This window comes from Pantoea sp. LMR881 (assembly GCF_027157825.1).
Lineage (GTDB): Bacteria > Pseudomonadota > Gammaproteobacteria > Enterobacterales > Enterobacteriaceae > Pantoea > Pantoea haifensis.
In genome coordinates, this window is sequence record NZ_JAPVOK010000002.1 from 595,348 (window position 1) to 619,665 (window position 24,318).

The following is a 24,318-nucleotide window of genomic DNA, read 5'->3' on the forward strand; positions in this document are numbered from 1 at the left end:
AGCCCTTAAAAACAAACCCGGCGGGTGCCGGGTTTCTTTTATAACAAGGGTTTTTCGCCACGCTGCCACAGTTTCAGCAACAACCGCTCAGCAACAGCGCCTGCACTGTGCGTCACGCGGTCGATCATCTTGCGGCGACGCGCATAATGCACGCCCAACACATTGAATCTGTCCATGTGTGAAATAATCAAATCGTCGCTGGTGCCAATCGCATCCACCAGGCCCAGATCCAACGCCTGACGCCCATACCAGTGTTCACCGGTCGCAACATTTTCAATATTTAAAGAGGGACGCATTTGATGGACGAAATCTTTAAACAGCAGATGCGTTTCATTAAGATCTTCCTGGAATTTTTCGCGTCCTTCTTCCGTATTCTCACCAAACAGGGTGAGCGTACGCTTGTATTGTCCCGCAGTGTGCAGCTCAATATCGATATCATTGCGCTTTAATAAACGATTGAAGTTAGGGATTTGCGCCACGACGCCAATCGAACCAATGATTGAAAAAGGGGCCGCCACAATATGATTTGCAACGCAGGCCATCATATAGCCCCCACTGGCAGCGACTTTGTCTACGGCTGCCGTCACGCGCAAACCCTGATCGCGTAAACGCTGCAATTGTGACGCGGCTAACCCATATCCATGCACAACGCCGCCAGGGCTTTCGAGGCGCAGTAATACTTCATCTCCCTTCTGTGCCACAGCCAGCACCGCAGAGACTTCTTCACGCAACGAAGTGACTTCACTGGCATCCATACTGCCTTTAAAGTCAATAACATACATGGTAGGTTTAGGGGTTTCGCTTTCACCCTGCTTCGCTGCCCGCTTTTCAGCTTTTGCTTTCTGCTTTTCCGCTTTTTTATGATTTTTTAGCCACAGCTTTTGCGCATGCGGCTTCATTTTTGCTAACAGCAAATCGTCTTTCATCTGTTGATAATCATCACCCAGATGCGTCAGGCGGAGTTGTCCGCTCTGGCCGCGCTTGCGCAGCGCCGCATTCATAATGATCAGCACAATGGCAGCGACTGCAACCACCAGCGTCACTACTTTTGCGAGAAAAAGTCCATAATTTGAAAAAAGGTCCATCGCGTCGCCTTATTAAACAGAGAATTAGAGACAATAAGCTAGTTTAACTGGTTTGATGCCATGCGTCGCCTGAAATGCCATCATCTGGCACAGAATGCGCCGGGCGATGATTGCACCTGATGGGAAATTAAGGCATAAAGCGAAAATACTTTGCCCATCGCCCGAGGATTACGCCGTGTACTATCAACCAAAAAGCGATCTGCTCGATAACCGTATTATTCTTGTCACGGGTGCATCTGACGGCATCGGTCGTGAGGCTGCGTTAACCTATGCACGTTATGGCGCAGAGGTCATTCTGCTGGGACGCAACCTTGAGCGACTGCAGCAAGCCGAAAATGCAATCAATCAGTTAAACAAACGTCCTGCTCACAGTGTGGTATTTGACCTGGCGCAAGCGACGCCCGAAAACTGCCAGCAGCTGGCGCAGCAACTGGCACAACAATTTTCTCATTTAGACGGCGTCTTACATAACGCAGGCATTCTGGGTGAGATCGTTCCGCTGGCCGAACTCGACCCGCAGGTCTGGCAAGAGGTAATGAAAATCAATGTTGATGCCACCTTCTATCTTACCCAGGCGCTGCTTCCACTGCTGCTGAAATCCGCCGCAGGGTCATTAGTGTTTACGACTTCCAGTGTGGGCCGGACCGGACGTGCGGGCTGGGGGCTTATGCAGTATCGAAATTTGCCACAGAGGGCATGATGCAGGTGATGGCCGATGAGTATAAAAACCATCATTTACGGGTGAATTGTATTAATCCAGGCGGCACCCGCACCAAAATGCGCGCCAGTGCTTTTCCAGAAGAAGATGCGAACAAGCTTAAAACGCCAGGGGATTTAATGCCGCTTTACCTTTATTTGATGGGAGATGACAGCCGCCGTAAAACCGGCATCAGCTTTGATGCACAGCCCGGCAGAAAACCCGGAGCGGCTGAATAATGAGTGACGATCGTCATCAACAACGCCAGCAGCGGCTTAAAGAGCAGGTCGATGCGCGCATTGCGGCGGCAACCGAGGTGCGCGGCATTCTGATGGTGTTTACGGGCAACGGAAAAGGCAAAACCACCGCAGCATTTGGCACTGCTGTGCGCGCCTGTGGTCATCATCAGCGTGTGGGCGTTATTCAGTTCATCAAAGGTGAATGGCCGAACGGCGAGCGAAATCTGCTGGAGCAGCACGGCGTTGAATTTCAGGTGATGGCAACCGGCTTTACCTGGGATACGCAAAATCGTCAGACTGATACAGAAGCCTGCCTCGCTGTCTGGCAACATGCCAGACGTATGCTCGCCGATAGCAGTCTGGATTTAGTCATTCTGGATGAAATAACCTATATGGTCAGTATGGACTATCTGCCACTGGAGGCGCTCATTACGGCGATTTCCCAGCGCCCTTCCCATCAAAGCGTGATCGTTACCGGACGCGGTTGTCATCGTAGCCTTATTGAGATGGCAGATACCGTGACAGAAATGCGACCGGTTAAGCATGCCTTTGATGCAGGCATTCAGGCGCAACAAGGTATTGACTGGTAATAAAAGAAAACGCAGCGGTTAAGCTGCGTTTTTTGTACCGGCGGGTAAATTAATTGCTGGTGCGTTTACTGCTTTTACCACCCGTTTTACCACCGCTGTTACGGCGTTGATTGCCGCTTGTCTGACTGTGGCGTTTCACAGCACGACGGATTTGGTTGGCCTTGGTGCGGCGACGATCTTTTTCAACCACCAGTTTGGTGACGGTTTCATCGTCCATACCGACCAGATTGCGTAAGTAGTTAACGGCTGACAGATCAAGTTCGGTCCAGCCACCCCGCGGCAAGCCTTTTGGTAAAGTGATATCACCATAGCGTACACGCATCAGACGGCTGACCTGTACGCCGACAGCTTCCCACAAGCGACGCACTTCACGGTTACGCCCTTCAGTCAGCGTAACGTTATACCACTGGTTAATGCCTTCACCACCGGCAAAACGCAATGTTTTAAAAGCCGCCGGGCCATCTTCCAGCTGCACGCCTTTGCTTAACTGACGGATTTTATCATCATCAATCTGACCAAACACACGCACAGCGTATTCGCGTTCCACTTCACGGCTTGGATGCATCAAACGGTTTGCCAGCTCACCATCAGTGGTAAACAGCATCAATCCGCAGGTATTAACGTCAAGACGACCTACAGCAATCCAGCGTGAACCACGCAGACGCGGCAGACGGTCAAAAACGGTTGGGCGCCCTTCTGGATCGCTACGCGTACAGAGTTCGCCTTCTGGTTTGTAGTAAGCCAGCACGCGGCAAACGTCCGTTGCTGATTCAGCAATCGACACCAGATGACCATCAATACGGATTTTCAGGGCTTTATTGTTTTCAATACGGTCGCCTAGCGTAGCCAGTTTGCCATCAACGCTTACGCGTCCGGCAGCGATCATTGCTTCGATTTCACGACGCGAACCATGACCGGCACGCGCTAAGACTTTCTGTAACTTTTCGCTCATTGAGCTTCCTCATTGTCGCCTTCCCAGGCGTCACGGTAGAGTGATAATTCTTTTTTAAATCAAAAGGTTAACTTAAAAAGTTTGGCCCATTATACAGACATTTAACCCTAATGTAACGCGCTTTGTTTTTGTGGCCCGCTAAGTGAGAATAGTGAACAAAAGGCATTCTTTCATGAAGAAAATCTCAGCCAGAAAAACATTAGCAACGCACAGCTAAAATGCCAGGCTAGCGAATTGCAATCATAATAACCGGTACTGAATAACCTGCAAATTTGCCAATTTGTCACCTACTTAAAGCAAAATGCTGCCAGCGAAATCATTAACAGTATCTTAAGCTTTATAAGGATAACCCTTGCATCACATGAACTAAAATAGAAGCACTTAATAGCACATTATGCTAATGAATTGCTTTTACATGAGATTAGCCTTCCGTTAAATATAAATTATCAGGCTAATTACGCCACAGGTTGGATTAATACCTTATTTTTTATTCTTTTTGATTAATATTAATTTTATTCAATTGTACCGGTTTATTATTTGTGTAAAATTTACCCCAGGAGAGCAAAGAAAACTTGAGTGAAAGTTTAACCTTAATCACTTAAACATATATTTTCATATAAATTAATTATTAATAAATAAGCCTCTCCTGAATTAATACAATAAACCGGCGCATCCGGGATTGTTGCGTTAATACGGTTCAATGATGAACCTAAATTAGCATGTCAGAAATCTTCACCAGGGATTTTACAGACATGCCTGAATAAAGATCCTAACCATGAGAAAACTGTTTCTGGCCCCAGTGTTTGCTGCGCTGGCGCTAAGCGGTTGCTCTGTGGGCCATACTGAGTATAGTCGCGCGGCGATGCAGCATGTTGATATGAACGTGACCGGCATTCCAACGATCCTTGGTCTGGGCACACTGGGCACCAGCATCCCGCTCACGCCTGAATACAGCCTGACAGCGGCGCACGTTGCTAAATATGCGGTGCAACGCGTAAAGGCTTATCATCCTTATTGCGATCTTGCGATTATTTATCATAAAAATGACGCGAATACGCTGGCGAAATTTCGCAGCAGTGATATTGGCGACGCCGTAAAAATGTATGGCTACAGCTTTATTTCTGCCATGCCGGTGGAATCGTCTGGCGTTAATTTGGCACGCACTGCAATCCGTAATAGCTGGAATAAAAGTCCCTGCATGGCAATGGCGTCAAATGCGGGTGTGGTACAGGGTATGTCTGGCGGTGGTGTCTATAATAGTGACGAAACGCTTGGCGGGGTCATTGTGGGTTATTCTGGCGCGATTAAAAATCGCCGCTCCGGGAAAATAATTCTCAAAGACGTTTCGCTTTATATTCCTTACGGCGCGTTTAAAGGCTGGCTGGAAAAAAATATTGCGCAGGCACCAACTCGCGGCGCCTGACGCTATTTACTGGAACGGCCGGGTATCGCCAACGCCTTCGCGGACGACCGCTGGCGCATCTTGCGTCAGATCAACCACCGTGGTGGGCTGCTGCCCGAGCGTACCGCCATCGATAATCAGATCGACCAGTTTGCCAATGCTGTGCTGAATATCTTCGGGATCGGATTCCGTAAAATCGTTGCCGGGCAGAATCAACGAGGTGGACATCATCGGCTCATTCAGGGCTTCCAGGAGTGCCAGCGCGACCGGATTGGAGGGCACGCGCAGGCCGATGGTTTTACGTTTATCGTTCATCAGGCGGCGCGGCACTTCTTTGGTCGCTTTTAAAATAAAGGTGTAATTGCCTGGCGTATTGTTTTTTAACAGGCGAAACGCAGAGTTACCCACCTGTGAGTAAACCGACAACTCAGAGAGATCGCGGCACATAAGCGTAAAGTTGTGATTACCATCCAACTGGCGAATACGACAGATGCGCTCCATTGCGCCTTTCTCTTCCAGTCGGCAGCCCAGGGCATAACCCGAGTCGGTTGGATAGACGATGACACTGCCTTTATTAAGGTAATCCACCGCCTGATTGATTAACCGGGGTTGCGGATTGTCAGGATGGATATGAAACAGTTGACTCATAGAAACCTCATGTCACCTTTAGGTGTATTCAAATGCAGGGGCCAGATCCGGAAAACGCTGCCAGACGGGCTCGACACCTGCGGGCAGCCATAATTTGCGGCCCAACTCGATCCAGGGACAAGGCTGATGAAAATCAGACCCTTGCGATGCGGCTAAATGGTTATCCTGAGCATACTGCGCTAATTGCGTACGCTCATTTGGCGCTTGCTGACATTGCGCCACTTCCATTGCATCCCCGCCGGCCTCACGAAAAAAGGCGACCAGACGTTTGAGCCACTTGGCAGAAAGCCCATAGCGTCCAGGATGCGCCAGTACCGCACAACCGCCAGAATGATGAATAGCATCAATAGCTTGTTCAATTGTACACCATTGTGGCGGCACGTAACCGGTTTTGCCGCGCGCCAGATAATTTTTGAACACCTGGGCGATATTGTCGGCCCGGCCCTGCTCCACCAGAAAACGGGCGAAATGTCCGCGCGTGATGACGCCACCGTCGGCCAGGCGCGCTGCACCCGCCAGCGCACCCGGCACCGCGGCTTTTTCCAGCCGTTCGGCGATACGTTCGGCCCGCGCCTGCCGACAGGCGTGCTGCGCCGCTAAAAACGCGGTCATCGTCGGATGGTGGATATCGATATTCAGACCGACAATATGTATTTCATGATTTTCCCACACCGTTGAGATCTCAACGCCAGGAACAACCTTAATCGGTAAATCCTGTTCAATAACCGCCTGTTGCGCCTCGCTGACGCCCGACACGGAATCGTGATCGGTGATGGCTAATACCCCCACGCGCATCTCAACCGCTCGCTGCACCAAAGCCTGCGGCGTGAGCAAGCCGTCAGACGCGCGCGTATGGCTGTGTAAATCGTAAACTGGAAAACGGGCGATATCGCTCAAGATAACTCCTGCAAAGTACTAAACCGGCCAGCATGATAACGATTTTGACGGTGCGAGAAAAAGTGTATTGACATTTTCGCCCTGAACCCGTTAACTAGTACACAAGTTCACACGTAACGGGTATTTCATCATGGCTGTTATTCATACGCTTTTAAACGGTTGGTGGCGCGATGTTCCCAGAAACGGGCGACATGGTCGTGCACGACTTGCGTAAGCACTGTGCAAATACCTGAGCCCGCCACTGAGCGGGCTTTTTTTGAGCGAAATTCAGAGAATTCATCATGCCAAATGCGAAACCTACATTGAAGTTGATTACCGGCACCGCGCCCTATCGCGAAGATCCGGCCGCAGTGTTTCATCAGGTATGCGGCGCACGTCCGGCAACCCTGTTGCTCGAATCGGCTGATATTGACAGCAAACGTAACTTAAAAAGCCTGCTGATTGTCGACAGTGCTTTGCGTATCAGCGCGTTGGGTAATCGCGTGACCGTACAAGTGCTGTCAGAAAATGGACGCGCCCTGCTGCCCTTGCTGGATGCGGCCCTGCCTGAAGCCGTATCCATCAACGTGCGTCCTGATGGTCGTGAGCTGACGTTTCCTCAAACAGCAGGCGCACAGGATGAAGATTCCCGCTTACAGGCGCTCTCGGTATTTGATGCACTGCGCCTCATCCCGCAGCTGGTGAATACGCCAGCCGACGAGCGTGAAGCATTATTGCTGGGGGGACTGTTTGCTTACGATTTAGTTGCCGGGTTTGAAGACCTGCCTGAACTTGATAATACGCAGCGTTGCCCCGATTACTGCTTCTATCTGGCTGAAACCTTATTAGTGCTGGACCATCAGGCGCGCACTGCGCGTTTACAAGCCAGTCTGTTTTGCCCTTCCACCAGCGAGTTCCAGCGCCTGCAGAGCCGCATTGAACAGTTGCATGGTCAGATGCTGCAACCAGCACCGGTTTTACCGGTGCAAACCGTTGAGCAAATGACGCTGAGCACCAACCAAAGCGATGAAGCCTATTGTGACGTGGTGCGCCAGATGCAGGAGGCGATCCGCATCGGTGAAATTTTCCAGGTGGTGCCTTCGCGCCGCTTCTCGCTGCCCTGCCCATCGCCGCTGGCAGCGTATGAAACGTTAAAAAACAGTAATCCCAGCCCGTATATGTTTTTCATGCAGGATCAGGATTTCTCGCTGTTCGGCGCCTCGCCAGAAAGCTCACTGAAATATGATGCAACGTCGCGCCAGATTGAAATCTATCCGATTGCCGGCACCCGCCCGCGTGGACGTCACGCCGACGGCACGCTGGATCGCGATCTCGACAGCCGCATCGAACTGGAAATGCGTACCGATCATAAAGAGCTGGCGGAGCATTTGATGCTGGTGGATTTAGCCCGTAACGATTTGGCGCGCATTTGCGTACCCGGCAGCCGCTACGTGGCAGATCTGACGAAAGTTGACCGTTACTCCTTTGTGATGCATCTGGTGTCGCGCGTGGTCGGAAAACTGCGCGACGATCTGGATGTGCTACATGCCTATCGCGCCTGCATGAACATGGGCACGCTGAGTGGCGCGCCAAAAGTGCGCGCCATGCAGCGCATTGCCGCAGCGGAAGGCACGCGGCGTGGCAGCTACGGCGGCGCGGTGGGTTATTTCACCGCCAGCGGTGATTTAGATACCTGCATTGTGATTCGCTCCGCCTATGTCGAAGATGGCATCGCTACCGTGCAAGCGGGTGCTGGCGTGGTGCTCGACTCTCATCCTCAGGCTGAAGCGGATGAGAGCCGAAATAAAGCTCGCGCGGTGTTGCGCGCTATCGCAACCGCTCATCACTGCAAGGAGATTTTCTGATGGCTGACATTTTGCTGCTCGATAATATCGATTCCTTTACTTACAACCTGGTCGATCAGCTGCGCACCTTCGGCCACAACGTGGTGATTTATCGTAACAACCTGCCGGCTGAACTGCTGATTGAACATCTTCAGCGTATGGAAAACCCCGTACTGATGCTGTCACCAGGCCCTGGCGCGCCGAAAGATGCGGGTTGCATGCCCGAACTGCTGCGGGTTTTGCGGGGGCATTTGCCGATTATTGGCATCTGCCTGGGTCATCAGGCCATTGTTGAAGCCTACGGCGGACATGTGGGCCAGGCGGGAGAAATCCTGCATGGCAAAGCCTCTTCGGTTACACACGATGGTGAAGCGATGTTCGCGGGCCTGAGTAACCCGCTGCCGGTGGCGCGTTATCACTCGCTGGTGGGGAGCAACACGCCTGATGAACTCACGGTCAATGCCAGTTTCAACGGTATGGTAATGGCGGTGCGTCATGATGCAGATCGTGTTTGCGGATTCCAGTTTCATCCCGAATCCATTTTAACGACCCAGGGCGCGCGCCTGCTTGAGCAGACCTTAGCCTGGGCGCTGGCGAAGTAACAGGGAGAATAAAATGCACACTATTCTGGAAAAACTTTACCAGGCGCAAACGCTGAATCAGGCAGAAAGCCATCAACTGTTCAGCGCCATTATTACGGGGCAGCTGGAACCGACACAGCTTGCTGCGGCGCTGATTGCCATGAAAGTCAGAGGCGAAGCGCCGGAAGAGATTGCCGGTGCGGCGACCGCGCTGCTGGAAGATGCCAAACCTTTTCCGCGCCCCGGTTACGCCTTTGCGGATATTGTCGGTACCGGCGGCGATGGCAGCAACAGCATTAATATCTCAACAGCCAGCGCCTTTGTTGCGGCGACCTGTGGGTTAAAAGTGGCCAAACACGGCAACCGCAGCGTATCCAGCAAGTCAGGCTCTTCTGATCTGCTGGCAGCGTTTGGTATCAATCTGGATATGCCTGCCGATCAGGCGCGCAAAGCGTTAGATGATTTAAACGTCTGCTTCCTGTTTGCGCCGCAGTATCACACCGGATTTCGTCACGCGATGCCGGTTCGACAGCAGCTTAAAACCCGCACGCTGTTTAACGTACTGGGGCCGCTGATCAATCCGGCGCGTCCACCGCTGGCTGTGATTGGTGTTTACAGCCCGGAGTTGGTGTTACCGATTGCACAGACGCTGAAAGTGTTGGGCTATCAACGTGCCGCCGTGGTTCACGGTGGTGGCATGGACGAAGTGGCGCTGCATGATGTTACTCACGTCGCCGAACTGCGCGACGGGGAAATCACCCGCTATCAGCTCTCACCCGAAGACTTTGGTTTCGGTTTCCATCCAAAGGAAGCGTTGGCAGGCGGTACACCCGAAGAAAACCGTGACATTCTGACACGTTTACTTCAGGGTAATGGCCAGCAAGCCCATGAGGAAGCGGTAGCCGTCAACGTCGCTATGCTTCTTAAAGTCTTTGGCAATGAAGATCTGCGTGAAAATGCACAGCGTGCGCTCGTGGCGATCCGTAGCGGTCAGGCTTACGAGCGCGTGGTCGCTCTGGCAGCAAGAGGATAACCATGCAAGGTACAGTGTTAGATAAAATCGTTCAGGATAAAGCGGTTTGGGTAGAAGCGCGTAAGCAGCAGCAACCGCTGGCTGATTTTCAACACAGCGTAGAACCTGCAACACGTAGCTTTTATGACGCGTTGCAAGGCGCACGCACGGCATTCATTCTTGAATGCAAAAAAGCGTCGCCTTCTAAGGGATTAATTCGTAAAGATTTCGATCCTGCTGCCATTGCAGGCGTGTACCGACATTATGCTTCCGCCGTGTCAGTGCTGACGGATGAAAAATATTTTCAGGGCGATTTTGCCTTCTTGCCGATAGTCAGCGCAGCTATTACCCAACCGGTGCTGTGTAAAGACTTTATCATCGATCCTTATCAGATCTACTTAGCGCGCCACTATCAGGCCGACGCCATTCTGCTGATGCTTTCAGTACTGAATGATGAGCAGTATCGCCAGCTTGCCGCTGTCGCACACAGCCTGAAAATGGGCGTGCTGACCGAAATTAGTAATGAAGAAGAGCTGGAGCGCGCTATTGCGCTGGAAGCGAAAGTGGTGGGCATCAACAACCGCGATTTGCGGGATATGTCAATTGACCTGAACCGCACCCGCCAACTGGCGCCGCGCCTGTCTCACGGTGTAACCGTTATCAGTGAATCTGGCATTAACAGCTATGCCGATATTCGCGAATTGAGTCATTTTGCTAACGGCTTTTTAATCGGCTCGGCTTTGATGGAAGAAGCGGATCTGCAAAGTGCGGTGCGTCGCGTCACGCTGGGAAGTAATAAAATCTGTGGCCTGACACGTGCAGAAGATGCCCGCGCTGCGTATGAGGCTGGCGCGATTTTTGGCGGTTTGATCTTTGTTAAATACTCACCGCGTTATCTCTCTGACGAGAACGCAAACGCCGTCATGACGGGCGCTCCACTGAGCTACGTTGGTGTCTATCGCAATGCTGCCATCAGTGACGTTGTCACGCAGGCCACCGCCTTAAATCTGTGCGCTGTACAGCTTCATGGTGATGAGGACCCGGCTTATGTCGCTGACTTGCGTCAGGCTTTACCGGCGCAGATCCAAATCTGGAAAGCGTTGCGCATCGAAGGCGCACTTCCCGAACGGAACTGGCCGCACGTTGACCGCTACGTATTTGATAACGGCAACGGCGGAACGGGCCAACGTTTTGACTGGTCGTTGTTACAGGGCCAAACGCTGAGTGATGTGCTACTCGCGGGTGGCTTAGGCGCTGACAATTGCGTCGAAGCGGCGCAGTTGGGCTGTGCCGGACTCGATTTCAATTCAGGTGTAGAAAGCGCGCCGGGCATTAAAGATGCCAGTAAAATCGCGGCGGTGTTTAAAACACTGCGCGCCTACTGATTTGCCGGGTCCGTCTTGTGCGGACCAGAAAAGAGAGATGAAAAAATGACCTTACTGAATCCCTATTTTGGCGAATTTGGCGGTATGTATGTACCGCAGATCCTGATGCCAGCCCTGCGCCAGTTGGAAGAAGCCTTTGTTGACGCGCAGAAAGATCCTGAGTTTCAGGCTGAATTCACCGACTTGTTAAAAAACTATGCTGGTCGCCCGACAGCCCTGACGCTGTGCAGCAATCTGACCAAAGGCAGCAAAACCCGTCTTTATCTGAAGCGTGAAGATTTGCTGCATGGCGGCGCACATAAAACTAACCAGGTGTTAGGTCAGGCGCTGCTGGCGAAACGCATGGGTAAAAATGAGATCATCGCCGAAACCGGTGCCGGTCAGCATGGTGTGGCTTCCGCCCTGGCGTGTGCGCTGCTCGGCATGAAGTGCCGCATTTATATGGGGGCGAAAGATGTAGAGCGTCAGTCGCCTAATGTGTTCCGTATGCGCCTGATGGGAGCTGAAGTGATCCCGGTACACAGCGGTTCTGCCACGCTGAAAGATGCCTGTAATGAGGCGCTACGCGACTGGTCGGGCAGCTATGAGACCGCACACTATATGCTCGGTACGGCTGCGGGTCCGCATCCTTTCCCAACTATCGTACGGGAATTCCAGCGTATGATCGGTGAAGAGACGAAAAAGCAGATCCTTGAGAAAGAAGGACGCCTGCCGGATGCTGTGATCGCCTGTGTGGGCGGTGGCTCTAACGCTATCGGTATGTTTGCTGATTTTATTGATGACAGCAGCGTCAGGCTCATCGGCGTTGAACCGGCGGGTCACGGCATTGAAACCGGCGAACACGGTGCGCCGCTTAAGCATGGTCGTGTTGGCATCTACTTCGGCATGAAAGCTCCGATGATGCAAACCGAAGAGGGACAGATTGAAGAGTCCTATTCAATTTCGGCTGGTTTAGATTTCCCGTCCGTTGGTCCCCAGCATGCGCACCTTAACAGCACCGGGCGCGCTGAATATGTTTCTGTCACTGATAATGAGGCGCTGGCAGCCTTTAAACAGCTGTGTCGTTCTGAAGGCATTATCCCTGCCCTCGAATCATCACATGCGCTGGCGCACGCATTGAAAATTATTCAGGCCGATCCCGATAAAGAACAGTTGTTAGTCGTTAACCTTTCCGGGCGTGGCGATAAAGACATCTTCACGGTTCACGATATTTTGACAGCGCAGGGAGAAATCTAATGGAACGTTACGATCAGCTATTTAAGCGTCTGGCGGCGAATAAAGAAGGCGCTTTCGTCCCGTTCGTCACCTTAGGCGATCCGTCACCGGAACTCTCGTTGCGCGTTATTGACGCGCTGGTTGAAGGCGGTGCGGATGCACTGGAGCTGGGTATTCCTTTCTCCGATCCGCTGGCCGATGGCCCGACGATTCAAAATGCTACCCTGCGTGCTTTTGCCTCCGGCACCACCACCGCACAGTGTTTTGAAATTCTGGCGAGCGTGCGTCAGAAATACCCTGACCTGCCGATTGGTCTGCTGATGTACGCTAACCTGGTGTTTACCAATGGCGTCGATGCTTTTTATGCGCGCTGTGCAGAAGTGGGTGTGGATTCGGTGTTAGTCGCTGATGTTCCGGTGGAAGAGTCTGCACCTTTCCGTCAGGCAGCGTTACGTCATGGCGTGGCGCCCATTTTTATCTGTCCGCCAAATGCCAGCGACGATCTGCTGCGTGAAATCGCCTCTCATGGTCGCGGTTATACGTATTTGCTGTCACGTGCAGGCGTAACCGGGGCTGAGAATCGTGCCAGCCTGCCGCTAAACCACCTGATCACTAAACTGCGCGAATATCATGCCGCACCGCCTTTACAGGGTTTCGGTATTTCAGAGCCAGGCCAGGTTAAAGAGGCGATTGCGGCAGGCGCAGCGGGTGCAATCTCCGGTTCAGCAATTGTAAAAATTATTGAAAAAAATCACGCCCAGCCAGATGTCATGCTGAGCGAACTCAAGAACTTTGTCAGTAATCTCAAGGCTGCCAGCCGCTAATCCCCCCTCATGCCTTATCATCGGGTAAGGCATGATTTCCCGCTTTTTTACCTCTTCCGGGTTGCCCCTTTTGATTTTCATGCACCACAATTAATGCGCGCCGTTATGGTAACGTCGCATCCACTTTGTGACAGGGAGAGAGACAATGAAATGGTTCAAAGTTCTGGCCAGTGCGTTAATTGCCGGTGTGGTCGCGTTGACCCTGAGCGCATGTGCGCCAACAGCGACCAAAGAAGGCACCGGTGGCTACATTGATGACACCGTGATCACCACCAAAGTGAAAAGCGAGCTGTTAAAAGATGATTCGTTGAAATCCACGGAAATCAACGTAGAAACGTTCAAAGGTAAAGTTCAGCTGAGTGGCTTCGTCAGTTCGCCACAAATGGCCAGTCGCGCGGTTGAAGTGACGCGCACCGTGTCAGGCGTGAAATCCGTGGTTAACAATATGCAAATTAAATAACGCTGGTTTCACCCCATGAAAAGGCCGCTGTGACGCGGCCTTTTTCTTATCAGAAGCGGTAACCTGCACCAAAAAAGAAAACCCAGGGATCGACGCGCATATTGATATTCTGCTGCTCTCCGGCAGCTTTGAATCTCACTTCGGTATCTATGTCCATGTACCACACCGATGCATTGAGCAGCCAGTTACGGTCGATTTGGTAATCCAGCCCCACCTGACCCGCTACGCCCCAGGAGTGTTTTACGCTCAGATCGCTTAAACCCGCATCGCGCCCGGTCTGATTAAATTCGGCATCGTAAAAAGTGGTGTAGTTAATGCCAACTCCCACGTAAGGACGCGCTTTGCTGTTACTGTCGAAGAAGTAGTATTGCGCCATCAAGGTTGGCGGCAGTTGACGTACCGTTGCCAGCGTACCAGTGGGTCCCAGCCCCACTTTATGGCGAAACGGCGTTGCTGCCAGTAATTCAACGCCAATGTTATCGGTTGCCATATAAGTAAATGTCAGGCCTAACTGCGTATCGTTGTTAGCCGTGAATCCCCCATGCCTAATACATTATCTGACCCTTCGGTGGGCCTGACCGTGGCACTGCCTGCACGGATAAAGAAATCGCCCGCCTGATGAGCCAGTGCGATTTCCGGTAACAGCATCGCCAGCAGCATGGCGCATTTTGCCAGTTTCATCATCACTCCTTTGCATAAATGTTTGAACGAATGTTTTATTTGTTTGTCGGCAAAGGTTTAGCGTGAATCAGAAAAAATTGCACCCCAATCATTTGCTATAAATAGCTTAAAAAACAAAGGATTGACGCAGATCAATTTTATCCCTCTTTAGCGTTACAAAAATTCGCTTGCCGAACGATTTCGCCAGGATTATTTTGCTGATCTTCATTGGTGATTTTGGTTCGATGCCTCAGGAGTGGCGGGCGATCAAATGAGCGAAATAACAAACCCTTGTATTAGCTGTGGCGCCTGCTGCGCCCATTTCCGTGTCTCTTTTACTGGGCCGAAGCAGACGATGCCGGCGGCGTTGTGCCGACTGAGTTAACCGAGCCACTCAGTCTTTTGATGCGCAATATGCGCGGCACCAACGATCGCCAGCCGCGCTGTGTCGCGTTACAGGGTGAGATTGGCGGCTGCGTTTCTTGCGGTATTTATGAACACCGCCCTTCGCCCTGTCGTGAATTTGCGATGTCGGGTGAAAATGGCGAGTGGAATGAAGCATGCGATCGCGCCCGAGCACGCTACGGGCTTCCCGCACTTTTTCATCCATCTTTACCTGTAATGACAGAAAGTTATGCCGCGGCGGGTGCCAGCGAGCACGCAGAACATGTACAATCGCCGGGTTAATCAACCCGGTTCCTCCAAGGAGTGTACATGTCTATCACGGCAAGCTCGTTATACCGTGACACTGGAAATTTTTTCGCCACCAGCTTTTGACGCTGGTGCTGATGTCGCTATTGACTGCTTTCATTACGGTTATGCTGGCTCATGCACTAACGCCCGGAGAGGATCAACTGGCGATCCTGCAACAGAGCGATTCCAGCGCCACTTCCCTGTTTGAAATGGTTCAGAATATGTCGCCCGAGCAACAGCGCGTATTACTGCGGGCTTCTGCGGCAGGCACCTTTGCCGCTCTGGTCGGCAACACGCTGTTGTTAGGCGGTATGCTCTGCCTGATCCCGATGGTTTCATCGGGTCAACGCGTGAGTGCACTGCGTGCGATTGGCGCGTCTGCGCCCCTGTTGCCAAAGCTGTTGCTGCAAACGTTTCTGATCACCCTGTTGGTACAGTTGGGCTTCATGGTGGTATTAGTGCCTGGGGTCATTTTTGCGATTCTGTTCTCGCTTGCGCCGGTGATGCTGGTGAGCGAAAAAATGGGTGTGATAAGCGCGATGCGCGCCAGTATGCGTATGGCATGGCAAAACATGAAGCTGATTGCGCCTGCGATTATCCTCTGGTTACTGGCTAAAATCGCAGTCATGTTCTTTTTCTCTTCTCTCACAGTGCTGCCAGCCAATGTCACGTCCGTGTTGCTTACTGCGGTGGGCAATCTGGTTTCAGTGATTTTGATTATCTATTTGTACCGGCTCTATATGCTGTTACGTTAATTGTCGTGCGCCTGCGGGCGCACTGACTGATACACCAGCCTTACTGGAATATTTATGAAGCAGCTACTCGATTTTCTTCCCCTCGTGGTCTTTTTCATCTTCTACAAGATGTACGACATTTTGTTGCTTCCGGCGCACTGATTGTGGCAACCGGTTTGGCGCTTGTCGTCAGTTGGGTGCTTTATCGCAAGCTGGAAAAAATGACCCTTTTACCTTTGTTTTGGTCGCCGTGTTTGGCACCCTGACGCTGGTATTTCATAACGATGAATTTATCAAATGGAAAGTCACGGTTATCTATAGCCTGTTTGCGCTGGCGCTGCTGTTCAGCCAGTGGTTTATGAAACAGCCTTTAATTCAGAGCATGCTGGGCAAAGAGTTACAGCTTCCTGATGCTGTCTGGCGCCGTTTGAATATTGCCTGGGCCCTCTTCTTTCTGCTTTGCGGCCTGTTGAATATCTATGTTGCATTTTGGTTATCTCAGGCATTTTGGGTTAACTTTAAAGTGTTTGGTCTGACCGGGCTTACCCTGCTGTTTACTCTACTCAGCGGCTTCTATATCTGGCGACAGATGCCACAAGAACAAAAATAAAACTCTGCCCGGTACGCCGGGCATTTTTGGCGCTTGCCGCCATCACCTGCATAAGAAACTGAAGCAATGGACGATAAACATAAGTTGCCGCAAGGCGAAATGGTGTTGCGTACCTTAGCCATGCCGGCGGATACCAACGCAAATGGCGATATTTTTGGTGGCTGGCTCATGTCGCAGATGGATATGGGTGGCGCGATTCTGGCAAAGGAGATCGCTGAAGGTCGCGTCGTAACGGTGCGCGTTGATGGCATGTCATTTATGAAACCGGTGGCTGTCGGCGATGTCGTCAGTTGCCATGCGCGCTGCATTCGCACCGGTACCAGTTCAATGACAATCAATGTGGAAGTGTGGATCAAAAGGTCTCGTCTGAACCTATTGGTCAGACCTACTGCGCAACCGAAGCGGTATTTATCTACGTCGCCGTCGATAATGAAGGGAAATCTCGCCCGCTGCCGTCAGGACGCGCGAATCAACAGCCCTCCAGCTAACCTGCTTTTTGCCAGCAACCCAGGCGGCTCCTGCGAGCCGCCTGTTTTTTAGGGCGTTACCCGTTTTACCGGCGCATTTTGCTGGCGATCCCACATCACAGTCAGTAAACGTTGTAAGGCAATAAAGGCAAACAGCAAAATGCCAATAGCGATCTTGGTCCACCATGAGCTCAGCGTGCCGTCGAAGTTAATCCAGGTTTGAATCAGTCCCTGAATCAGCACGCCAAACAGGGTACCTAATACGGTGCCTACCCCGCCTGACAGCAGCGTGCCGCCAATTACCACCGAAGCAATTGCATCCAGCTCCACACCCAGACCGGCTAACGCATAGCCTGCCGAGGTATAAACTGAAAAGACGATGCCTGCCAGCGTTGCCAGCGTGGTGGAAAGCATATAAATCCTGATGGTTGTGGCGCGAGTCGGGACACCCATTAATTGGGCAGAGGTCAGGCTGCCACCAATGGCATAAACCTGATTACCAAAGCGGGTCCGATGAGCAAGAAGGATGCCGCCTGCAACCACGATCAGCATGATCACCGCTAGCAGGCTAAGCCGCCCACCGCCGGGGATTTTCCAGGCCAGGCTTGAAAGCGTGGCATAAAGTGGATGATCAATGGGTATTGAGTTTTCAGACACCAGATAGCTACAGCCGCGCAGGAAAAACATTCCCGCCAGGGTAATGATAAAGGCGGGGATTTTCAGCGCATCAATCAGCCAGCCCATCATGGCACCAAACAGCGCGCCCAGGGTTAAAATCAGGGCAAAAGCCACCAGTGGATTAAGGTGAAAATCGCCAATAACCCGCGCCAGAAACACGCCAGTAAAGGCGATCACCGCCCCCACCGAGAGATCAATCCCGCCAGAGAGGATCACAAAGGTCATGCCCACTGCGATAATGCCAAGAAAAGCGTTATCGGTCAGGATGTTGCAAATCACCCGTGTCGAGGCGAAGCCAGGGAACTGACTCAGGCAGAACAGATAACCCGCGATAAACACCAGCAGCGTAATCATTAAGGGAAGATGACGTTTGATCATTGTGGGCGTCTCCGTTTCAGCATCGCAATAAAGCGCGGCGATTGCAGCAGCAGCACACACATCACCACTACCGCTTTGACTACCTGATTCAGTTCAGGTGGAAAACCGGAAAGCAAAATGCCGGTATTCATCGACTGAATGATCAGCGCGCCGATCAGGGAGAGCACCAGATTAAAGCGGCCCCCCATTAACGACGCACCGCCTATTACCACTGCCAGAATGGCGTCTAATTCAAGCCACAAACCGGCGTTATTGGCATCAGCCCCCGAATATCGGCCGCCACGATCAGCCCTGCAACCGCAGCACACAAGCCACTGATGACATAGGTCGACATCACCACCAGCCAGCCGGTAACGCCCGCGTTGCGCGCCGCACGTAAATTAATCCCCACCGCCTCGATAAACAAACCGAGCGCCGTTTTACGTGTCAGCAGCCAGACCAGCAGTGCCATTGCTACCGTCATCCATACCGGCACGGGCAGCAGCCAGAGCGAGCCATTGCCAAACCAGCCCAGGCTGTCGCTGTCGAAGGTGACAATTTGACCCTGGGTGATCAGTTGCGCAACGCCGCGCCCTGCCACCATCAGAATCAAGGTGGCTACGAAGGGCTGAATACGCAACAGCGCCACCAGCACGCCATTCCACACACCGCACAACAAGCCAGTACCCAGCGTGGCCAGGATAATAAACGGCACGCTGTGCCCCGCCACCGTCAGGGTAGCCGCGGTCGCCCCCGCGATCGCCATCACCGCGCCAACGGATAAATCAATGCCCCCGGTTGCAATTACCAGCGTCATGCCAATCGCCAGCAGGGCAACCGGGGCCGCGCGGTTAAGGATATCAATCGGGCTGCCAAACAGGCGTCCGTCTTGCAGATGCACAGCAAAAAATTATTTGCCACCAGGCTGTCCACCAGCAGCACCAAAATCAGTGCGGCAATCTGCGGCATGCCGGGCGGCAGTTTTGGCTTACGCCGGTTCGATTTTTCAGATGTCATAGGGGATTCAAGCATGTTGTGCGCCCCCGTCGGCAATAGCATTCACAATCGACGCCACGGAAAGCTGCTCCAGTGGAATTTCTGCCACCTGTTTCAGGTCACGCATAATTAATACGCGATCGGCATAACCCACCAGTTCTTCAAGTTCAGAGGAGATAACCAACAGCGCCAGCCCGTCTGCACACAGGGATTCGATTAACCGAATAATTTCGGCATGAGCGCCAACATCAATACCGCGCGTCGGCTCATCCAGAATCAGAAATTGCGGCTTAGTCACTAACCAGCGTGACAGCAGCACCTTCTGCTGGTTACCGCCCGATAACAGCTCAACCGGTTGATCGGCATGCGGAGTACGAATACCGAGACTTTTGATAAATCGTTCAGCGATGGCTTGCTGTTCACGCTTTTTAATCGGGCGCAGCCAGCCGCGCTGAGCCTGCAGCGCAAGTATGATATTTTCGCGCACCGAGGCTGCGCCAATGATCCCGTCAGTTTTACGATCCTCAGGACAAAAACCCATCCCCAGCCGTGATGCCTTTGCGGGGGTGCGAATATGCTGCACTTTGCCTTTGATCTTTGCGGTGCCGCGATCGGCACGGCGAATACCAAACAAGACCTCTGCGGTTTCGGTACGGCCCGATCCCAGTAAACCCGCCAGCCCTACCACCTCACCAGGCCGGACCGCCAGGTTAAAGGGTTCAATCGTCCCTTTTTTACCATAATCCTCAAAGGAGACGACGGGGTGATGACTGCGCAGTGTGCTGCCCTGGCGCTGCAAGGCGGTTTGCAGCAATTCGCGGCCCAGCATCAGCTTAATCAGCTCAATTTGCGGCAAGGATGCGGTGTCTCGCGTGGCGATAAACTGCCCATTGCGCAATACCGTAATTCGGTCGGTAATGCGATAGACCTGGTCCAGAAAGTGAGTGACAAAAATCAGGCTCATTCCTTTGGCTTTCAGCTGCGCCATCAGCGTAAACAGCATCTCTACTTCACTGGCATCGAGGCTTGCGGTCGGTTCATCCAGGATCAACACCTGAGCAGAGAGATCGACCGCACGACAGATGGCCACAATTTGCTGCATTGCCACCGAGTAATGGCCCAGCGGACGCGTCACGTCGAGCGAAAAGCCGTAATTACGCATCAGCTTGTCTGCGTCGCGCATCATACGCTTGCGATCGATCATGCCGAAACGGCGCGGTTCACGCCCAATGTAAAGGTTATCCGCCACCGACATGTTAGGCAGTAAATTCACTTCCTGGTAAACCGTACCGATACCCATCGCCTGCGCGTCAGCCGTGCTATGGGGCGAAACAAGCTGACCATTTAAGGTGATGGTGCCAGCATCGCGTGTATACACACCGGTTAATACCTTGATCAGCGTCGATTTACCTGCACCGTTTTCCCCTAACAGCGCCATTATTTCGCCTTTGCGAAGGCTAAAAGAGACATTGTCCAGCGCCTTAACGCCAGGGAAATTTTGCTGACGCCACTGAGGGTTAACAACGATGATTCATTATGTGTGGTCATGTGCCCGACTCCGCCTCACGTCATGAAAAACCGCCCCAAAGGGCGGTTTGCGGCTTAGTAACCCATCCCTTTTTTCTTGTCCAGCTCCACCTGAGCGTCGGCAGGTAAGAAGAGTTTCGATTCGGTTTTGATAATTTTGGGTGGCAAAGTCCCCTCTTTTTTGAACTTCTCCAGCGCATCAAACGCCGGGCCAGCCATATTTGGCGTCAGTTCCACGTTGGCGTTGGCTTCGCCTGCCATCATCGCTTTGTAAATATCAGGGACACCATCAATTGATCCGGTCAGAATATCTTTCCCTGGCTTCAGACCCGCTTCTTTAATGGCCTGAATTGCACCGATTGCCATATCATCGTTGTGCGCATACACCATGCAGATGTTCTTGCCGTTGTTTTCTGCTTTGATAAAGCTTTCCATCACCTCTTTGCCTTTACTGCGGGTAAAGTCACCCGACTGCGAACGGATCACCTTGATGTTTTGGTGACCCGCAATCGCTTCGGCAAAGCCTTTCTTACGATCAATCGCCACGCTGGCACCCACGGTGCCCTGCAGTTCCACCACGTTACACTGTTTATCGCCAACGGTTTTTACCAGCCAGTCGCCAATCAGTTTGCCTTCTAAAACGTTATCCGCCGTTATCACCGCCATATAGAGCGATTTGTCTTTCACTACAATGGCGCGATCCAGCAGGAATACCGGTATTTTGGCCTCTTTGGCCTCTTCTAATACTGGCTCCCAACCTGTTTGTACGACCGGGGCGATAAAAATCGCATCTACGCCCTGTGCGATAAATGAACGTACTGCTTTGATTTGATTCTCTTGTTTTTGCTGTCCATCTGCGATTTTCAATGTAATGCCGCGTTTCTGTGCCTCACTTTTCGCCACATTGGTTTCTGCTGCGCGCCAGCCGGATTCTGAGCCCACCTGTGAGAAGCCAACCGTCATATCCGCAGCCATCACCGGTCCGGTCAACGCGGCGCTGACCAGCGTGGTCAGAAGTAAACGTTTCCACATATTTTTTTTCCTCTGAAGGGCGTTTGCTTTGTAGGGTAAAGAGCCTTTTCAGCCTGGACTAAAACCGCTGGAATAAGGGCGACGAGCTTCACAAAATTGAACGATTTAAAGGGGTTACGAGAGTAGCAGCCCTGAGTGTAGCCAGGTGTTATGGACGAAATAACTGCTGTTATTTAACGTTCCGTTTAAATAATTGTAATAAACAGAATCGCTTATGTGCGTATCGATTGAAAGCGATTACAGAGATGCGTACAGAATGGTTATCTGCGAGCGAAGCGATAAATAACGCATTTTGTGATTCCTGCCACAAAGGCGTTCTGACCCTTCTGCGTTAAACAGCAGTGGGATAACGCCGGCTCGCCAGTTTGTTCCGGTTAACGGTTTAAAAAGGCAAATAAACCCTGGAAAAAAACCCTGACAGCAGAGAGAAAGATGCGAAAAAAAGTTTGCAATGCTGTGATGGCCTGAAAGTTACAGACAGATCCCTGAGATTTGACGCCTGACTACGAAGCGAAACGTCATCAGCACTCTGGCTGTTCGCTCCAGGATTAGCAAAAAGTCACTTTTAGTGACTTAACTTACACGTTAGTCTGATTTTGTACTTTTTTTGTCGCTGGGATCTGGACAGGCTAAGGTTGCTCCCTATACTGAGCACTCCTTTGTTCCCTTATGTTATGGCAATGATGACTGCGCACGATTACCTGCTTAAATTTCGCAAAGTGAATAACCTTGAGAGTCTGGAAAAACTCTACGATCACCTCAACTATTCGCTCACCGACGATAAGGACATCATCAATATGTACCGCGCTGCTGATCATCGCCGCGCTGAGCTCGCTTCCGGCGGACGTTTATTCGATCTCGGGCGCGTGCCGAAAACGGTCTGGCGCTACGTGATTTAACGCTGCCGCCCTCTTTTTATGCTGCTCTTGTCCAGGTCGGGCGTGTCCTGTTTGGACATGCTATTCTGCTCTGCTTCGATCCCCGAAACAGGAACACCCTTTATGAATGAACAGGTTGCTGCGCCGCGTATTGGTGGCTGGTTACTGCTGCCGCTGGCCTGGCTAATTATGACCCTGTTAACCACCGCCCTGGTACTGGCGATGTATCTCTCGCCGCTGTTTAACCCGGCATGGCGCGTTACGCTCTTCTCCCACGGCAGCACCCTGCTGCTGCAGTGGGCGATATCTGTGCTGACCGCCGCCGCTGTCTGGCTCTACAGCTTGTGGGTCTGCTGGCTGTTTTTCAAACGTTCGCGTCGCCTGCCGCGCCATTATGTCTTGTGGCTGCTGGTAACCGTGCTGCTGGCACTGAAAACCTTTGCCTTTACCCCAGTCTCTGATGCGAAAGCATTACAAACGCTGCTGCTGTCACTGTTGGCTGCTGCTGTGTTTGCACCTTATTTCAAACGTTCTCAGCGCGTTAAAGCGACCTTTACCCAGCCTTAATGTCCTAAAAAGGTTAATAATTTAATTCTGAGTGCGGTCTCCTGCGTCTGATGAGGCGCAGGAGTTGAGATGCATCCTCTTATCCCTGATAATAAGCCGCTTTCCGAATTCATGGCGAAAAAATGACCGATTATCTACTCCTTTTTGTTGGCACGGTGCTGGTGAATAACTTCGTATTAGTGAAGTTTCTCGGCCTCTGTCCCTTTATGGGCGTTTCCAAAAAACTGGAAACGGCAATTGGCATGGGACTCGCCACCACTTTTGTGATTACCCTGGCCTCGATCTGTGCGTGGCTGGTCAATCACCTTATCCTGCTGCCGCTTGATTTAGTCTATCTGCGCACCATGGCCTATATTCTGGTGATCGCTGTGGTCGTGCAGTTCACAGAAATGGTGGTACGTAAAACCAGCCCATCGCTTTATCGCCTGCTAGGCATTTTTCTGCCGCTGATCACCACTAACTGTGCGGTGCTCGGTGTGCCGCTGTTGAGCGTTAACCTCAACCACACTTTCTTACAAGCAGCCCTGTACGGCTTTAGCGCATCGATCGGTTTTTCGCTGGTGATGGTGCTGTTCGCTGGCATGCGTGAACGTCTGGTGCTGGCCAATGTGCCTGCGCCTTTTAAAGGCAGTTCAATTGCACTGATTACCGCTGGCCTGATGGCGCTGGCGTTCATGGGCTTTACCGGGCTGGTGAAATTCTGATGAGTGCGATTTGGATAGCTATTGCAGTATTAAGTGCCCTCAGCCTGGTTTTTGGTGCCTTGCTGGGTTATGCCTCGCGCCGTTTTAAGGTCGAAGAGGATCCGATTGTTGAGCAGATTGATGCTGTGCTGCCGCAAAGCCAGTGTGGGCAGTGCGGCTACCCGGGCTGCCGCCCCTATGCGGATGCTGTCGGAAACAACGGAGAAGCGATCAATAAATGCGCGCCAGGCGGCGAGCAGACCATGCTTAAGCTGGCTGAACTGCTTAACGTTGACCCCCAACCCATTGACGGTGATGAAGAGGCCAAAGCGCCCGTACGCACCGTGGCGTGGATTGACGAAGAGAACTGTATCGGCTGTACCAAGTGCATTCAGGCCTGCCCGGTGGATGCCATCGTGGGTGCCACGCGCGCCATGCATACTATACTGAGCGACGTCTGCACTGGCTGCGATCTGTGTGTCGCACCTTGTCCTACCGACTGCATTGAAATGCGTCCAGTGGCGACCACCACTGCCAACTGGAAGTGGGATCTTGAGACCATTCCTGTGCGAGTGATCCCGGTAGAGAGTCATGCTTAATCTGTTAAATTTCTTCAAAAAGATAAA

Annotated in this window: 17 protein-coding genes, 9 pseudogenes and 1 other annotated feature; of the genes and pseudogenes, 17 read left to right on the plus strand and 9 right to left on the minus strand. The window is 52.0% G+C overall.

Annotation, left to right across the window (positions count from 1 at the left end):
• Positions 1–38 precede the first annotated feature (38 nt).
• On the minus strand, positions 39–1,085 hold the full coding sequence (gene sohB / locus O3W44_RS04555) for a protease SohB (protein WP_269292152.1): 1,047 nt from the start codon (positions 1,083–1,085) through the stop codon (positions 39–41).
• 175 nt (positions 1,086–1,260) lie between these two features.
• Here sohB and O3W44_RS04560 point away from each other — a divergent pair.
• Together O3W44_RS04560 and cobO are read left to right on the plus strand one after the other, a co-directional pair.
• Positions 1,261–2,021, plus strand: a pseudogene (locus tag O3W44_RS04560) (YciK family oxidoreductase).
• Positions 2,021–2,611 carry a cob(I)yrinic acid a,c-diamide adenosyltransferase gene (cobO, locus tag O3W44_RS04565; protein WP_269292153.1) on the plus strand — a complete coding sequence of 197 codons (591 nt, stop codon included), beginning with the start codon at positions 2,021–2,023 and terminating at the stop codon, positions 2,609–2,611. The pseudogene O3W44_RS04560 and the gene cobO overlap by 1 nt, the downstream one beginning before the upstream one ends.
• 49 nt (positions 2,612–2,660) lie before the next feature.
• Here the strand turns inward: cobO and rluB are convergent, their stop codons facing one another.
• The gene (rluB, locus tag O3W44_RS04570; protein WP_269292154.1) at positions 2,661–3,563 is read right to left on the minus strand and encodes a 23S rRNA pseudouridine(2605) synthase RluB; all 903 of its coding nucleotides are present in this window, start codon (positions 3,561–3,563) and stop codon (positions 2,661–2,663) included.
• Positions 3,564–4,338: 775 nt separating this feature from the next.
• On the opposite strand from rluB, the gene O3W44_RS04575 reads away from it, so the two are divergent.
• Complete coding sequence (locus O3W44_RS04575; protein ID WP_269292155.1) at positions 4,339–4,986, plus strand: serine protease; 648 nt, start codon at positions 4,339–4,341, stop codon at positions 4,984–4,986.
• Positions 4,987–4,992: 6 nt separating this feature from the next.
• Here the strand turns inward: O3W44_RS04575 and O3W44_RS04580 are convergent, their stop codons facing one another.
• Both O3W44_RS04580 and rnm read right to left on the minus strand, forming a co-directional pair.
• The gene (locus O3W44_RS04580) at positions 4,993–5,613 is read right to left on the minus strand and encodes an L-threonylcarbamoyladenylate synthase (RefSeq protein WP_269292156.1); all 621 of its coding nucleotides are present in this window, start codon (positions 5,611–5,613) and stop codon (positions 4,993–4,995) included.
• An 18-nt stretch (positions 5,614–5,631) separates the two neighbouring features.
• A complete protein-coding gene (gene rnm / locus O3W44_RS04585) occupies positions 5,632–6,510 on the minus strand; it encodes an RNase RNM (RefSeq protein ID WP_269292157.1) in 879 nt (292 codons plus the stop codon).
• Between the two features lie 154 nt (positions 6,511–6,664).
• Positions 6,665–6,769 (plus strand) — a sequence feature (Trp leader region).
• Between the two features lie 22 nt (positions 6,770–6,791).
• On the opposite strand from rnm, the gene O3W44_RS04590 reads away from it, so the two are divergent.
• The 6 genes and pseudogenes from O3W44_RS04590 to O3W44_RS04615 all read left to right on the plus strand — a co-directional run bounded on the left by O3W44_RS04590 (position 6,792) and on the right by O3W44_RS04615 (position 13,810).
• Complete coding sequence (locus tag O3W44_RS04590) at positions 6,792–8,354, plus strand: anthranilate synthase component 1 (protein ID WP_269292158.1); 1,563 nt, start codon at positions 6,792–6,794, stop codon at positions 8,352–8,354.
• A pseudogene (trpD, locus tag O3W44_RS04595) lies at positions 8,354–9,947 on the plus strand (bifunctional anthranilate synthase glutamate amidotransferase component TrpG/anthranilate phosphoribosyltransferase TrpD). Before O3W44_RS04590 ends, trpD begins: the two are co-directional and overlap by 1 nt.
• Positions 9,948–9,949: 2 nt before the next feature.
• Positions 9,950–11,311 (plus strand): bifunctional indole-3-glycerol-phosphate synthase TrpC/phosphoribosylanthranilate isomerase TrpF, encoded by a 1,362-nt coding sequence (gene trpCF, locus O3W44_RS04600; RefSeq protein ID WP_269292159.1) that lies wholly within the window; start codon positions 9,950–9,952, stop codon positions 11,309–11,311.
• A 45-nt stretch (positions 11,312–11,356) separates the two neighbouring features.
• Entirely contained in the window at positions 11,357–12,547 is a 1,191-nt protein-coding gene (trpB, locus tag O3W44_RS04605) for a tryptophan synthase subunit beta (protein ID WP_269292160.1), read from the plus strand.
• Positions 12,547–13,350, plus strand: coding sequence for a tryptophan synthase subunit alpha (trpA, locus tag O3W44_RS04610; protein ID WP_269292161.1), 804 nt, complete (start codon positions 12,547–12,549; stop codon positions 13,348–13,350). The genes trpB and trpA overlap by 1 nt, the downstream gene beginning before the upstream one ends.
• 145 nt (positions 13,351–13,495) lie before the next feature.
• Positions 13,496–13,810, plus strand: a complete 315-nt coding sequence (locus O3W44_RS04615) for a BON domain-containing protein (protein ID WP_269292162.1) — start codon at positions 13,496–13,498, stop codon at positions 13,808–13,810.
• A gap of 49 nt (positions 13,811–13,859) precedes the next feature.
• Here the strand turns inward: O3W44_RS04615 and ompW are convergent.
• A pseudogene (ompW, locus tag O3W44_RS04620) lies at positions 13,860–14,494 on the minus strand (outer membrane protein OmpW).
• 247 nt (positions 14,495–14,741) lie between these two features.
• Here ompW and O3W44_RS04625 point away from each other — a divergent pair.
• The 4 pseudogenes from O3W44_RS04625 (at position 14,742) to yciA (ending at position 16,995) form a co-directional block, all read left to right on the plus strand.
• Positions 14,742–15,157: pseudogene (locus O3W44_RS04625) on the plus strand (YkgJ family cysteine cluster protein).
• A gap of 27 nt (positions 15,158–15,184) precedes the next feature.
• Positions 15,185–15,918 (plus strand): annotated as a pseudogene (locus O3W44_RS04630) (YciC family protein).
• A 54-nt stretch (positions 15,919–15,972) separates the two neighbouring features.
• A pseudogene (locus O3W44_RS04635) lies at positions 15,973–16,507 on the plus strand (septation protein A).
• 66 nt (positions 16,508–16,573) lie between these two features.
• A pseudogene (yciA, locus tag O3W44_RS04640) lies at positions 16,574–16,995 on the plus strand (acyl-CoA thioester hydrolase YciA).
• A 48-nt stretch (positions 16,996–17,043) separates the two neighbouring features.
• Here the strand turns inward: yciA and yjfF are convergent.
• The 4 genes and pseudogenes from yjfF to ytfQ form a co-directional block, all read right to left on the minus strand.
• Complete coding sequence (gene yjfF / locus O3W44_RS04645) at positions 17,044–18,030, minus strand: galactofuranose ABC transporter, permease protein YjfF (RefSeq protein WP_269292163.1); 987 nt, start codon at positions 18,028–18,030, stop codon at positions 17,044–17,046.
• Positions 18,027–19,026, minus strand: a pseudogene (gene ytfT, locus O3W44_RS04650) (galactofuranose ABC transporter, ATP-binding protein YtfT). Before ytfT ends, yjfF begins: the two are co-directional and overlap by 4 nt.
• 7 nt (positions 19,027–19,033) lie before the next feature.
• Positions 19,034–20,553: pseudogene (locus O3W44_RS04655) on the minus strand (sugar ABC transporter ATP-binding protein).
• 54 nt (positions 20,554–20,607) lie between these two features.
• Complete coding sequence (gene ytfQ, locus O3W44_RS04660) at positions 20,608–21,564, minus strand: galactofuranose ABC transporter, galactofuranose-binding protein YtfQ (RefSeq protein WP_269292164.1); 957 nt, start codon at positions 21,562–21,564, stop codon at positions 20,608–20,610.
• A 683-nt stretch (positions 21,565–22,247) separates the two neighbouring features.
• On the opposite strand from ytfQ, the gene ydgT reads away from it, so the two are divergent.
• The 4 genes from ydgT to rsxB all read left to right on the plus strand — a co-directional run bounded on the left by ydgT (position 22,248) and on the right by rsxB (position 24,291).
• On the plus strand, positions 22,248–22,463 hold the full coding sequence (gene ydgT / locus O3W44_RS04665) for a transcription modulator YdgT (RefSeq protein ID WP_269294359.1): 216 nt from the start codon (positions 22,248–22,250) through the stop codon (positions 22,461–22,463).
• 102 nt (positions 22,464–22,565) lie between these two features.
• Positions 22,566–23,009 (plus strand): DUF2569 domain-containing protein, encoded by a 444-nt coding sequence (locus O3W44_RS04670; protein WP_269292165.1) that lies wholly within the window; start codon positions 22,566–22,568, stop codon positions 23,007–23,009.
• A gap of 122 nt (positions 23,010–23,131) precedes the next feature.
• Entirely contained in the window at positions 23,132–23,713 is a 582-nt protein-coding gene (gene rsxA / locus O3W44_RS04675; RefSeq protein WP_269292166.1) for an electron transport complex subunit RsxA, read from the plus strand.
• Positions 23,713–24,291 (plus strand): electron transport complex subunit RsxB, encoded by a 579-nt coding sequence (rsxB, locus tag O3W44_RS04680; protein WP_269292167.1) that lies wholly within the window; start codon positions 23,713–23,715, stop codon positions 24,289–24,291. Before rsxA ends, rsxB begins: the two co-directional genes overlap by 1 nt.
• The last annotated feature ends 27 nt before the right edge of the window (positions 24,292–24,318 follow it).

What these genes read in the sequence shown, in the direction of transcription:
- sohB (WP_269292152.1), bottom strand. Translation starts at nt 1,085, where the DNA reads ATGGACCTTTTTTCAAATTATGGACTTTTTCTCGCAAAAGTAGTGACG.
- cobO (WP_269292153.1), top strand. Translation starts at nt 2,021, where the DNA reads ATGAGTGACGATCGTCATCAACAACGCCAGCAGCGGCTTAAAGAGCAG.
- rluB (WP_269292154.1), bottom strand. Translation starts at nt 3,563, where the DNA reads ATGAGCGAAAAGTTACAGAAAGTCTTAGCGCGTGCCGGTCATGGTTCG.
- O3W44_RS04575 (WP_269292155.1), top strand. Translation starts at nt 4,339, where the DNA reads ATGAGAAAACTGTTTCTGGCCCCAGTGTTTGCTGCGCTGGCGCTAAGC.
- O3W44_RS04580 (WP_269292156.1), bottom strand. Translation starts at nt 5,613, where the DNA reads ATGAGTCAACTGTTTCATATCCATCCTGACAATCCGCAACCCCGGTTA.
- O3W44_RS04590 (WP_269292158.1), top strand. Translation starts at nt 6,792, where the DNA reads ATGCCAAATGCGAAACCTACATTGAAGTTGATTACCGGCACCGCGCCC.
- trpCF (WP_269292159.1), top strand. Translation starts at nt 9,950, where the DNA reads ATGCAAGGTACAGTGTTAGATAAAATCGTTCAGGATAAAGCGGTTTGG.
- trpB (WP_269292160.1), top strand. Translation starts at nt 11,357, where the DNA reads ATGACCTTACTGAATCCCTATTTTGGCGAATTTGGCGGTATGTATGTA.
- trpA (WP_269292161.1), top strand. Translation starts at nt 12,547, where the DNA reads ATGGAACGTTACGATCAGCTATTTAAGCGTCTGGCGGCGAATAAAGAA.
- O3W44_RS04615 (WP_269292162.1), top strand. Translation starts at nt 13,496, where the DNA reads ATGAAATGGTTCAAAGTTCTGGCCAGTGCGTTAATTGCCGGTGTGGTC.
- yjfF (WP_269292163.1), bottom strand. Translation starts at nt 18,030, where the DNA reads ATGATCAAACGTCATCTTCCCTTAATGATTACGCTGCTGGTGTTTATC.
- ytfQ (WP_269292164.1), bottom strand. Translation starts at nt 21,564, where the DNA reads ATGTGGAAACGTTTACTTCTGACCACGCTGGTCAGCGCCGCGTTGACC.
- ydgT (WP_269294359.1), top strand. Translation starts at nt 22,248, where the DNA reads ATGACTGCGCACGATTACCTGCTTAAATTTCGCAAAGTGAATAACCTT.
- O3W44_RS04670 (WP_269292165.1), top strand. Translation starts at nt 22,566, where the DNA reads ATGAATGAACAGGTTGCTGCGCCGCGTATTGGTGGCTGGTTACTGCTG.
- rsxA (WP_269292166.1), top strand. Translation starts at nt 23,132, where the DNA reads ATGACCGATTATCTACTCCTTTTTGTTGGCACGGTGCTGGTGAATAAC.
- rsxB (WP_269292167.1), top strand. Translation starts at nt 23,713, where the DNA reads ATGAGTGCGATTTGGATAGCTATTGCAGTATTAAGTGCCCTCAGCCTG.